This is a genomic window from Bartonella sp. AD328YNZD (assembly GCF_042196425.1).
Genome location: NZ_JBHIQG010000033.1, coordinates 2,414 through 14,261 on the forward strand (window position 1 = coordinate 2,414; position 11,848 = coordinate 14,261).

10 protein-coding genes are annotated in these 11,848 nt (G+C 35.7%); 3 read left to right on the plus strand and 7 right to left on the minus strand.

Translation table 11 applies throughout. The features are described from left to right. Together lpxI and lpxB are read left to right on the plus strand one after the other, a co-directional pair. Window positions 1-488, plus strand: a 488-nt coding sequence (lpxI, locus tag ACFIO3_RS02990) for a UDP-2,3-diacylglucosamine diphosphatase LpxI domain-containing protein (RefSeq protein ID WP_375704091.1), incomplete at its 5' end; no start/stop codon positions are given. Beyond that, the gene (gene lpxB / locus ACFIO3_RS02995) at window positions 481-1,677 is read left to right on the plus strand and encodes a lipid-A-disaccharide synthase (RefSeq protein ID WP_375607207.1); all 1,197 of its coding nucleotides are present in this window, start codon (window positions 481-483) and stop codon (window positions 1,675-1,677) included. The genes lpxI and lpxB, both read left to right, overlap by 8 nt. 20 nt (window positions 1,678-1,697) lie before the next feature. Here the strand turns inward: lpxB and ACFIO3_RS03000 are convergent, their stop codons facing one another. The 7 genes from ACFIO3_RS03000 to gltX all read right to left on the minus strand — a co-directional run bounded on the left by ACFIO3_RS03000 (window position 1,698) and on the right by gltX (window position 9,922). Next, a complete protein-coding gene (locus ACFIO3_RS03000) occupies window positions 1,698-2,471 on the minus strand; it encodes an amino acid ABC transporter ATP-binding protein (RefSeq protein ID WP_375607206.1) in 774 nt (257 codons plus the stop codon). Window positions 2,472-2,550: 79 nt separating this feature from the next. Then, entirely contained in the window at window positions 2,551-3,258 is a 708-nt protein-coding gene (locus tag ACFIO3_RS03005) for an ABC transporter permease (RefSeq protein ID WP_375607205.1), read from the minus strand. Beyond that, the gene (locus tag ACFIO3_RS03010; RefSeq protein ID WP_375607204.1) at window positions 3,258-3,977 is read right to left on the minus strand and encodes an ABC transporter permease; all 720 of its coding nucleotides are present in this window, start codon (window positions 3,975-3,977) and stop codon (window positions 3,258-3,260) included. The genes ACFIO3_RS03005 and ACFIO3_RS03010 overlap by 1 nt, the downstream gene beginning before the upstream one ends. Before the next feature lie 79 nt (window positions 3,978-4,056). Then, window positions 4,057-4,809 (minus strand): transporter substrate-binding domain-containing protein, encoded by a 753-nt coding sequence (locus ACFIO3_RS03015; RefSeq protein ID WP_375607203.1) that lies wholly within the window; start codon window positions 4,807-4,809, stop codon window positions 4,057-4,059. Window positions 4,810-5,303: 494 nt separating this feature from the next. Further along, window positions 5,304-6,056: a transporter substrate-binding domain-containing protein gene (locus ACFIO3_RS03020; protein WP_375607202.1), complete on the minus strand. Its 753-nt coding sequence runs from the start codon at window positions 6,054-6,056 to the stop codon at window positions 5,304-5,306. Between the two features lie 875 nt (window positions 6,057-6,931). Then, window positions 6,932-8,227: a citrate synthase gene (gene gltA, locus ACFIO3_RS03025; protein WP_375609502.1), complete on the minus strand. Its 1,296-nt coding sequence runs from the start codon at window positions 8,225-8,227 to the stop codon at window positions 6,932-6,934. Window positions 8,228-8,491: 264 nt separating this feature from the next. After that, window positions 8,492-9,922, minus strand: coding sequence for a glutamate--tRNA ligase (gltX, locus tag ACFIO3_RS03030; RefSeq protein WP_375704092.1), 1,431 nt, complete (start codon window positions 9,920-9,922; stop codon window positions 8,492-8,494). A gap of 111 nt (window positions 9,923-10,033) precedes the next feature. On the opposite strand from gltX, the gene ACFIO3_RS03035 reads away from it, so the two are divergent. Next, window positions 10,034-11,848: ComEC/Rec2 family competence protein (locus tag ACFIO3_RS03035; RefSeq protein ID WP_375704093.1), on the plus strand; the 1,815-nt coding region annotated here is incomplete at its 3' end.

The following is an 11,848-nucleotide window of genomic DNA, read 5'->3' on the forward strand; positions in this document are numbered from 1 at the left end:
ATGGTTTTTGTGTTATCGGTGCCCATGAAATAGTACCAGATCTTTTAGCTCCCATAGCATTTAATTTAACAATACGGCGTGCTACGCCAAAAGAGAAAAAAGATATTTTTTTAGCAGCAGAAGCAGCAAAACTTTTAGGTCAATTGGATATTGGACAAGCCGTTGTTGTTGTTCAGGGAAGGGTGGTTGCTTTGGAGGGCGCTGAGGGAACTGATAATATGTTGTGGCGTGTTTGTGAAATGCGAGAAAGAGGGCAAATTCCCTCTAAGGGTGGTGTTCTTGTAAAATGTGCAAAACCACAACAGGATAATCGCGTTGATTTGCCATCAATTGGTCCCGCGACAATAATGAATATTGCAAAGAGTGGTTTATCTGGTGTTGCGGTGGAGGCAAATAGAAGTCTAATATTATCAGTGAAAACAACAATAGAAAAAGCCAACAAATATTCTCTATTTATAGAGACATTTGAGAAGTTTGGTCATGAATAATTGTTTCTTAAAGATTGCAGTGGTTTCAGGTGAGGAATCTGGTGATTTACTTGGGGCCGATCTAATTTCTTGTTTATCACAACAGATAGGATGCAATATTCATTTGATTGGTGTTGGGGGGAGCCATTTAAAGGCATTAGGCTTAAAAAGCTTTTTTGATTCCCATGATATTGCTTTAATAGGTTTAAAGGAGGTGTTGAAAAAACTACCGTTGTTGTTGCTACACATTCGCAATTTATCCAAATTTATTGCACAAGAACAACCTGATTGTTTAATTATTATTGATAGTCCTGATTTCACGCATCGTATTGCAAAAAAGGTACGTGCTTTAGCGCCTTCTATTCCTATCATTAAATATATTGCACCAACCGTTTGGGCATGGAGGCCAGAGCGTGCAAAAGCTATGTGTGGATTTGTTGATCATGTTTTAGCGGTTTTTCCTTTTGAAGAAAAGATTATGCAAGATTTGGGAGGCCCTGCCACGACTTATGTTGGACATCGTCTTTTGACATATCCTCCCCTTTTGAGAATTCAGTCAGAAAAAAAAAGCCAATTAGAACAAAGAAATTTGATCGATACACAAGCATTATCGCCTACATTAGTTATTTTGCCAGGATCGCGCAATTCAGAAATTCGTTCTTTAATGCCTATTTTTCGAGAAACAGTAGAGATTCTTGTACAACGTATTCCTCATTTACGTATTATTTTACCAACCTTACCTCATTTGGTAGATAGAATCCGGGACTTTGTGCAGGGCTGGAAAAGCAAGATAGAAATTGTAGTTGGTGAAGATGAAAAATGGCGTGCTTTTGCACAAGCAGATGTTGCTCTTGCTGCACATGGAACTGTTTCACTTGAATTAGCCTTAGCAAAAGTTCCTATGGTTCTTTGCTATAAACTTGATTTCTTTTCTAAATTATTTATTTTTCCTAAAATGATGTTATGGAGTGCTGCTCTTCCAAATATTATTGCTGATAAGCCTATTGTTTCGGAATATTTGAATGAATTAATCCGTCCTGGCATGTTAGCAAGACAGGTAGAACAACTTTTGGCTAATCCTTTATTGCGACAGGCACAACTTGATTCCTTTGAGATGGTAGAACAGAAAATGAAAACTGAAGTACCATCGGGGGTTGTTGGCGCACAAACAATTATCACTCTTTTAAAAAGTAGGAATAAAATTGTATAAATAAAGCAATATTTTAATGATTAATATTTAATTTTAGCAAGAAATTCACAAGCACGTTGGCTTTTAGGATTGGTAAAAAATTTTTCAGATGCTGTATCTTCAACAATTTTTCCGTTTTCTAGAAAGAGTATTCTTTCTGAGACTTTCCGTGCGAAGTCCATTTCATGAGTAACACAAAGCATTGTGATTCCTGTATCTGCTAATTGAGCCATTACTTGCAAAACTTCTCCTACACTTTCTGGATCAAGAGCAGAGGTTGGTTCGTCAAAAAGCATTACTTCAGGTTCCATACAAAGTGCACGGGCAATCGCAACACGCTGTTGTTGCCCACCAGAGAGTTGTAAAGGATATTTTTCACAGTGTTTTTCAATACCGACATGCGTTAAGTAATGAATTGCTCGTTCTTTTGCTTGTTGTTTGGAAAGACCTTGAACTGTCATAGGGGCTAAAATACAATTTTGTATAACGCTCATGTGGGGGAATAAATTAAAGTTCTGAAAGACCATTCCTATCTTACGGAGAACATTTTTTTGCTGTTGTACAGGGGCGGTATGGATATCAACGTTATGGATACGGATCGAACCTTTTTGTGCTTGTTCTAATTGATTAATACAACGAATTAACGTTGATTTTCCAGATCCGGATGGGCCACAAATAACGATATGTTCACCAGTTTGAACATCAAAGTTGATATCATGTAGAACCTGAAAGTTTCCGTACCATTTATTGAGGTTTCGAATGGAGATCACAGGGTTTTTATTGGGAGAGATCGATTGATTATTTTTCAAATTCATCTTGTTTTATTCTTTCATTGATGAATGAATTTATTAATTCAACATTTTGATTTGGTAAAGTTCTTTTATGATCATTTATTTATCGTAAATATCGAGTGAGGCGATGTTCGATAAAAACAATAAAACGATGAATGAGTTCAACAATAAAAAGATAGATAAGGGCTGCCCAAACGTAAACTTGAAAATCGAATGTACGTGAATAAGTGAGTTTAGCAATCCCCATTAAATCATAAACAGTAATAAGTGAGGCAATGGCACTGGATTTAATCATTAAAATCAACTCATTGCCTAGAGGGCGTAATGCTATAATCATTGCTTGTGGAAGAATAACTTTAAAAAATGTGACAGAGTTGCTTAAACCTAAAGCTTTTGATGCTTCACGTTGCCCAGTTGTTACGGATAAAAAACTTCCTTTAAAGATCTCAGATTGATAGGCAGCAGAATTGAGTGTAAAAATAAAAAGACAACAATACCACGCGTTTTGAAAAAACCACCATAGACCAACCTGTTGCCAAAAATTGTTCATTGAACCAAGCCCATAATAAAAAAGGAAGAGTTGGGCTAACAAAGGAGAGCCGCGAAAAAAATAGACATAAGCATTTGCGAAATATTGTAAAAACGTATTCTTTGATAAACGCGCAAAAGCGATAAGCATACCAAGGAAAAAACCAAGAGAACAAGAAATAGAAACAAGCTCAACAGTAACAATAAAGCCATCAACAAATTTGGGGCCATAACGGCTTAAAAGATCAGGATTAAAAAGGAAATAAAGCCACTCCGGAATCATTAACCTAGCACCTTTTTATAGCCTATTTGAGTGTATGTTTCCACATAGCGTAATATTGTAGAAAAAAACGCTGAAAATAATAAATAGAGTAAGCATGCTACAAGATAAAATAGCATGGGTTTATTGGTTGCCGCGACAGCTAAATTCGTTTGTCGCATGAGGTCAACAAGCGCGATAGTTGAAACGAGGGATGTATCTTTCAGTAAAGTAAGCCAATTATTAGAAAGTCCTGGTAAGGCATTTCGGATGAGCTGAGGGAAGACAATACGAAAAAATGTGGTTGATCGTGAAAGGCCTAAAGCTTTGGCAGCTTCATATTGACCTTTATCAAAAATATTAAATGCTCCAAGCCAAACTTCACAAGAGAAAGCTGCAAAAACCAGACTGAGTGCAAGGACACCAGCAACAAAAGCATTGATGCTGAACATGATTTCAAGATTAAAATAGTCAAAGGCATTTTGAATAAGATTTTGTAATCCATAGTAAACTAAAAACAGAGTTAAAAGCTCTGGTAATCCACGAAATACCGTTGAAAAGAGACGTGCTAGAGCTTTAGCTATCTTAATATTGGATCGAATCATTACTGCATTGAGAAGACCTAAGGGAAGCCCTAGAAGGCCACAACACAACGCCAATGACAATGTCATTCCTGCACTGGAAAGTATAACCGCTCCCCATCCACCATTGCTAAATGATAGCAATGCTAAATTTTCAATCATTCTTGTGTTCCTCATGAAAGAGTTAGATAATGTTTTTTAGAAATAGACAGTAGGTTGCATTTAAATATCACATTGATATTTAATAAACATCATTTGTAAAATATTTTCTCATAATTTTCTCATAAGTTCCATCCAAACGGATTTCTTTTATTGCTTCATTGAACTTATTTTTAAGATCATTATTATTTTGACGGATTGCAATTGCAACAGGAAACTTTGTTTCTTCCAGAGTTCCTAGGAGGAAACAGCAATCTTTTCCTTCATTTTTAAGCCAATTTAACGCTTCTAATTTATCAACAATAATCATATCAAGTCGATGATTTAAGAGGTCACGATTCATTTCTATTGTGGAAGGATAGAGTTTGATTTTTACCTCTTTAGAGGCATAATGATCTTCCGCATACAAAGCTTGTGTTGTATTGGATTGCACACCAAGATTTTTACCTCTAAAGCTTTGTGTTGAGAGTTCCTTAATTCCTGAATCTTTAGTAACAATGACAGCCAGTGCTGTGTCATAGTAAGGATCTGTAAAGTCAATTTTTTGTAAACGCTCTTGTGTATGAGAGAGAGAAGCAACAATAGCGTCATATTTTTTTGCAATAAGTCCGGGGATCATTCCCTCGAAATCTTGCGTGACAATAGTACACTCAACATTCATTTTTTTACAAAGTGCATAAGATATATCAATATCAAATCCCTGCAGTTTGTTATTTGAGTCAATATAACTAAAAGGAGGATAGGTGCCTTCACTCGCAATTTTTAATGTTTTCGCATCAGCCAATTGGGCGAATAGCGTGGCGCTTATTATAAGAGCTCCAGCTAATAGTTTCATTATATTCTCCTATTGGATAAGCGGGCAAATATGAAATCGTCACGTTTTATAATCTGTAAGCTTTTTGGGAGCAATGCAAAAATTTATCGGCGTTTATTTTAGATCATTATGTTGCAGATTATTATCAAAAAATTATCTTTTTTATTGATTTAAAGAAAATGAATATCTTATTGCTTTTATGATGGCTTAATTTTCATAAAATGAGTGCTTTGCATTATCTCATAAATAAAAATCGAGAAATTTTCTTGCAAAATAAGGCTATTCAATTTGAACATGAAGAAAAAATTAGATTTTTATAAAATAAAAATACAATCTCAATTATTATTAGATTCCATGAAAGGTTTAAATATCGAGAAACAATTAAAAATTAACTTTTTATAAATATAAATTTTTCTTATAAAAATACTGGGTTTTCAATCATACTTGCATGTTCAACAAAGAGTTTGAAAATATTCCTTAAAATATAAAGCTTCAAGTTTAATTCATAGTGATATTTAATCGATATCGAATGCAAAATACTTTCTCATAATTTCATCATAGGTTCCATCGGCGCGGATTTCTTCTATTGCTTTATTGAACTTATTTTTAAGATCAGTATTATTTTGACGGAGTGCAATTGCAATAGGAAATTTTGTTTCTTCTAAAGTTCCTAGAAGCTCGCAGCAATCCTTTCCTTCATTTTCAAGCCAATTTAATGCTTTTAATTTATCAAAGATGATTATATCAAGCCGATGGCTTAAAAGGTCACGAGTAACTTCTATTGCTGTAGGATAAAGTTTGATATTCACTTCTCCAGAGGCATAATGGTCTTCTGAATATGAAGCCTGTGTTGTATTTGATTGTACACCAAGATTTTTACCTTTAAAGCTTTGTGTTGAGATCTCTTTAATTTCCGAATTTTTGCTAACAATAACAGCGAGTACTGTATTGTAGTAAGGATCTGTAAAATCAATTTTTTGTAAGCGCTCTTTTGTAGGAGAAAGGGAAGAAATGATAGCATCGTATTTTTTGGCAATAAGTCCGGGAATCATTCCCTCGAAGTCTTGTACGACGATAGTGCATTCAATATTCATTTTTTTACAAAGTGCATAAGCTATATCAATATCAAATCCTTGCAGTTTATTATTTGAGTCAATATAACTAAATGGCGGATAAGAAGCATCACTTGCAATTTTCAGCGTTTGAGAATTGGCCGATAGAGTAAACAGTGTTGCGCTTATTATAAGAGCTCCTACTAATAATTTCATTATGTTCTCCTATTAGATAAGCTGGCAAATATGAAACCATTATGCATTTTTATAATCTTTAAGCTCTTTGGGAGCAATGTAAAAAATTGAGTTGTTTTCATTATGCTAGATATTATTATCAAAAAAATGATTTATTTTTATCAAGTATGGGAATAGAAAATACAGGAAAGAAGTAAACCTCTTATCGCTTATATAATGAATTTTAATAATTTTATTAAAAATAAGTAAATTATCTTTAAAAGAAAAACTATTAATTTAAATACAAAGAAAATTTTAGTCCTTAACAGGATAAAATATTATTATTTCCACTTTTTATATGAAATGCAGAATGTCAAAATAAATTTATTTTCTAACAATTGTGAAGATTTTCTTCTAAGAAGTTTGATTTTAGCCGATGATGTTTAAGATGAATGCCTGTATAGGATATAATCATTATAACAAGTTGATCTTTATAGCTATTCTTATAGAAAGAGTCATTTTGCATAGCAAATTTTAAGAGTGCATTTCATTTTCATTCTAATCTACTGTATTTGAAGAAGATAGAGAGTGAAACTCTAACATTGCTAAGTTTTAATATGTAATAAGGGTTTTAGATATGAGGGAATCATAGAAAATACGTTTCATTGAAAATAATGAGAATTATAGGGTAAAATTTTCAATTTCTTTTTACTAAATGTGTAGCTAATTTTCAAAAGAGTATTATCAATTTATTGACAGAGCCAAAATTTAGAATTTTTTCGTAAATTTTTTATGATGATGTTCTTTGGCGAGAAAGAGCTTTAAAATGAGGTTTTATAAAAATCCTTAAAGGATGCTTTTTGATCACTTTCAATAAAGCCTCAGTAAACTGAAGCTTTATTGATTGATTTATCTCTTTAATTTACACGTTCATCTATAGGAACATAGTCACGCATAGCATAACCTGTGTAAAGTTGTCGAGGACGACCAATTTTTTGGGCAGGGTCTTCAATCATTTCTTTCCATTGTGCCACCCACCCAACACTGCGTGCTAATGCAAAAAGAACAGTAAACATTTCGGTTGGAAAACCTAAAGCTTTTAATGTAATGCCGGAATAAAAATCAACATTGGGATAAAGCTTTTTCTCAATAAAATATTCATCACTTAAAGCAATTTTTTCAAGCTCTATTGCAATATCAAGAAGCGGGTCATCTTGAATGTTGAGTTCTTTTAAAACTTCATGACAAGTTTTTTGCATGATTTTTGCACGTGGATCATAATTTTTATAGACACGATGCCCAAAGCCCATAAGGCGGAAAGGATCATTTTTATCTTTTGCACGTGCAATAAATTCAGGAATTCTTTTAATAGAACCTATTTCTTGTAGCATTTTTAGACATGCTTCATTGGCACCACCATGTGCTGGTCCCCAAAGGCATGCAACACCTGCTGCAATACAGGCAAACGGATTAGCACCTGAGGATCCAGCAAGACGCACTGTAGATGTAGAAGCATTTTGTTCATGATCTGCATGAAGGATAAAGATTTGATCCATCGCTCGGGCAAGCACTGGATTTATTTTATATTCTTCACAAGGAACAGCAAAACACATATGGAGGAAATTTGCAGCATAACTAAGATCATTGCGTGGATAAACAAAGGCTTGTCCGATACTGTATTTATAGGCCATAGCAGCAAGCGTTGGAACTTTTGAGATAAGACGTACAGAAGCAATCATTCTCTGGTGAGGATCTGTAATATCAATAGAGTCGTGATAGAACGCAGACATAGCGCCAAGGCAGGCAACCATGACGGCCATGGGATGAGAGTCACGACGGAAGCCGTGGAAGAAACGTGAAAACTGCTCGTGGACCATGGTATGTTGCATAATACATCGATCAAAGTCGTTTTTTTCTTTCTGTGTTGGGAGTTCACCATAAAGGAGAAGATAACAACTTTCGAGAAAGTCTCCTTTTTCAGCCAATTGGTCGATAGGATAACCACGATAAAGCAATATGCCTTTATCACCATCAATATAAGTAATTTTTGATTCACAAGAAGCTGTTGAAGTAAAACCAGGATCATAAGTAAAAATATCGGTTTTTTTGTAGAGAGAAGCAATTTCGATGACTTCAGGTCCACTTGTGCCTTTACGCAGGGGAAGTTCTACTTTTTTATCATTCACAATAAGATGTGCGTTATTCTCAGACATTCGGTATTCCTTTCAGATCCTTCGCTTCTAAAAATTAAGACTCTGCTTCATCAGAGTAGGAGATATACAATAACTGAAGCTTTTCTTACTTATACTAAGGGCAGATTGCCTCTAAAAGTGAGTACATGCAATCTAAAATATTTCCTTAGCGATCATTATTACTCAATACAAATTGTATTTCAATGATATAACATAAAAAACTCTTTTAGATTGCGTTGAAATATTTGTATAGAGATCTATTTGAGGAGATCTATTCAGTACATATCATGAGTATATTTTTTTGATAAGTTGGTCTTTGATACGATGAAGGCATTCATCGCGTCCTAATAAAATAAGAATATCTAAAACTCCTGGCGATGTTGCGCGTCCTGTAAGAGCTGCGCGAAGTGGTTGGGCGATAGATCCAAATTTAAGATTTTCTGTTTGGGCATAAGAGCGAAGAGTTTCATCTAAAGCTTTTGTATCCCAAGAGGGGCAAGCTTTCAGGGCAAGATAAAGAGCGTTTAAAATGGTTCGTCCATTTTTATCTAAGAGTATTTGTGCTTTTTCATCAAGCTGTAATGGTCGTTGCGTAAAAATGAAGGCGGCATTATCAATCAGCTCGCACAGTGTTTTTGAACGTTCTTTCAAATGTGGGATTGCTTTTAAAAATTGAACACGGCGTTTTTCATCAAGTCTTTCAATGGTTTGTGCTCCCTTATCGGTTTCTGGTAGAATATCAAGAGCGGCATCAAAAAGTTCTTGATCATTGCTCATGCGCATATAGTGTCCGTTAATGGAATCGAGCTTTTTGAGATCAAAACGAGCAGCACCTTTGTTAATATCCTCAATATCAAACCAAGAAATCATATCTTCAAGTGATATAAGTTCGTCATCCCCGTGACTCCACCCTAAACGGACAAGGTAATTGCGCAAAGCAGCAGGAAGATATCCCATGGTTCGGTAAGCATCAACACCGAGCGCCCCATGCCGCTTTGATAATTTTGCGCCGTTTTCACCGTGGATAAGAGGAATATGTGCCATAACAGGAATATCCCATCCCATTGCTTTAAAGATGATTATTTGTCGGGCTGCATTGGTAAGATGATCGTCTCCACGTATGATATGTGTGATGCCCATATCATGATCATCAACGACAACAGCATGCATATAGGTAGGCGAACCATCAGAACGCAAAATAATAAAGTCATCAAGATCTTTATTAGGAAAACGAACATCACCTTGAACAAGATCATGTACTATGGTTTCTCCCTCTTGAGGGGCTTTGATGCGAATAACAGGTTTAACACCTTTAGGAGCTTCAGAACGATCACGGTCCCGCCAACGTCCATCATAACGGGGCGGGCGCCTTTCTGTACGGGCTTTTTCACGCATTTCAGCTAATTCTTCAGGTGAAGCATAACAATAATATGCTTTGCCATTCTTGACCAACTGCTCGGCGATTTGGCGGTGACGTTCTGCACGTTCAAATTGCGAAATAGGGGCGCCATCATAGTTAAGACCCATCCAGTGCAAGCCATCTATTATGGCTTTTACAGCTGCTTCTGTTGAACGTTCCCGGTCTGTATCTTCAATTCGTAGAAGCATTTTTCCACCGGTATGTTTTGCATAAAGCCAATTAAAAAGAGCAGTACGAGCGCCACCAATATGAAGGAAACCTGTGGGTGAAGGGGCAAAACGGGTAATAACAGACACGAATATTTTCCTTTAAATTGAGATATTACTTATGGAACTTTATAGAAAGGTTATGTTAGCATAAGTGATGGGGCGTGCAATAGCCGTATTGCGAGTTAAAGTGGGGGACTGATGTTTTATAAAAGTAAAGAGGGTTTATCCGAAAAATCTGTTACAGAAAGAAAAAAGCCATGTCAGATAGGGCAGAGTGTTTTTTCTAGATATGATGATGCAAAGAACGGTAGCTATAACCAACAAAAACTTTTTTTATTGACACTCTTAAAAGAAGTAATCATTTTTTTTCGCAAATGGTTAGAAGATTGTATTAATAAAGAGGTTGCTTTTGGTATCCTTTTTTCGCTGATTTTAGTCTTTTTTGCCCTAGGAATCATTTTCTATTTTCATTTAGAGTGGGAACCAAGTTGGGGACAATTGGGGGCATTGGTCAGTATTTTTCTGGGAATATTCTATGGTGCACGTTTTTATCCAAAAATATGGATTCCCGTGGGATTTCTGTTTTGTATTATATTGGGTACTTTAGCGGCAAAAATAGAAACGTGGCGTATTGCAACACCCATGTTAGGCAGTGACATTGTCACTACATTGACGGGAAGAATTGTTTCTATTGAGTCAGGTGCCAAAGGAGGGTTTCGTTTAGTTTTGGATATTTTGAGTACAGAAAAGCCCATATTACGCCATAGTCTTCATCGTGTTCGTTTATCGGCAAAATATTTGCCATCTGGCTTAGCGATTGGTGATGGACTGCATGGAAAAGTGAAGATGCGTGCATTCTCTGGGCCGGTGCGTCCAGGAGGCTACGATTTTAGTTTTCATAATTACTTTAAAAGAATTGGGGCACAAGGCGTTTATTTAGGAAAACCAAGAAAAATATCCGTTTCTCAGCCTGATGGGATATTCGCTATCATTCTACAGAAAATTGAAAATTTACGCACGAAGATGACACAAAGAATCCGTATAGCCCTTGAAGGAGAAAAGGGGAGTGTTGCAGCTGCCCTCATAACAGGGCAGCGTGCTGGTATTTCAAATGAGACAAATGAAGCATTACGTACAGCTGGATTAGCCCATATTTTATCAATATCAGGTTTACATATGGCGTTGTTAAGCGGCATAGTTCTTTTGAGTATCCGTAGTTTTTTAGCATTTTTTCCAGTTTTTTCTTCCTATTATTCCAGTAAAAAGTTTGCTGCTATCGTTGCGTTTATGATAACAGCTTTTTATTTGTTATTGTCGGGCTTAGCAATATCAGCGCAAAGAAGTTTTGTGATGATTGCTGTTATGTTGGTTGCTATATTGTGTAATCGCTCTGCTATAACAATGCGTAATTTTTCCATTGCAGGGTTGATAACTCTGGCGATGACACCCCATGAAATATTAGGTCCTAGCTTTCAAATGTCCTTTTCTGCGACTGCTGCTTTGATCGCTTTTTTTGATTGGTGGAGTGGAAGATCATTTTTTCGTAAAAGAAAAACAACTCCCTCTTATGTTGGAGGAGGAGTGATGAATTTTGTTTTCTTATCGATTCTTTCAACGTGTGCTTCTTCCTTTGTTGCAGGGAGTGCAAGTGGAATTTATGCTGCTTATCATTTTTCTAATATGGCATCTTTGAGCATTATCAGTAATGCTTTTGCTTTGCCTGTTATCTCAATTTTTGTCATTCCCTTTGGATTAATCGCAGTTCTTGCAATGTTAGGAGGATTCGAATGGCTTCCCCTTCAAATTATGGGCTTTGGAGTTGATCTTGTAATAAAGATTGCACATGCTATCAAGGCTATTTCTCCTGATTTAAATCCTGGTTTTATGCCGTTATCTGCGTTGATCTTACTGAGTATAGGCTTGGTTGGATTGACTTTTTGCAAAACACCTATCAGGCTCTTTTTTAGTTTTTTTATTTTGGTTGGTATTTGTATTTGTGTGATGCATTCACCT

Coding starts and splice junctions, on each gene's coding strand:
- lpxB (WP_375607207.1), top strand. CDS start 481: ATGAATAATTGTTTCTTAAAGATTGCAGTGGTTTCAGGTGAGGAATCT.
- ACFIO3_RS03000 (WP_375607206.1), bottom strand. CDS start 2,471: ATGAATTTGAAAAATAATCAATCGATCTCTCCCAATAAAAACCCTGTG.
- ACFIO3_RS03005 (WP_375607205.1), bottom strand. CDS start 3,258: ATGATTCCGGAGTGGCTTTATTTCCTTTTTAATCCTGATCTTTTAAGC.
- ACFIO3_RS03010 (WP_375607204.1), bottom strand. CDS start 3,977: ATGATTGAAAATTTAGCATTGCTATCATTTAGCAATGGTGGATGGGGA.
- ACFIO3_RS03015 (WP_375607203.1), bottom strand. CDS start 4,809: ATGAAACTATTAGCTGGAGCTCTTATAATAAGCGCCACGCTATTCGCC.
- ACFIO3_RS03020 (WP_375607202.1), bottom strand. CDS start 6,056: ATGAAATTATTAGTAGGAGCTCTTATAATAAGCGCAACACTGTTTACT.
- gltA (WP_375609502.1), bottom strand. CDS start 8,227: ATGTCTGAGAATAACGCACATCTTATTGTGAATGATAAAAAAGTAGAA.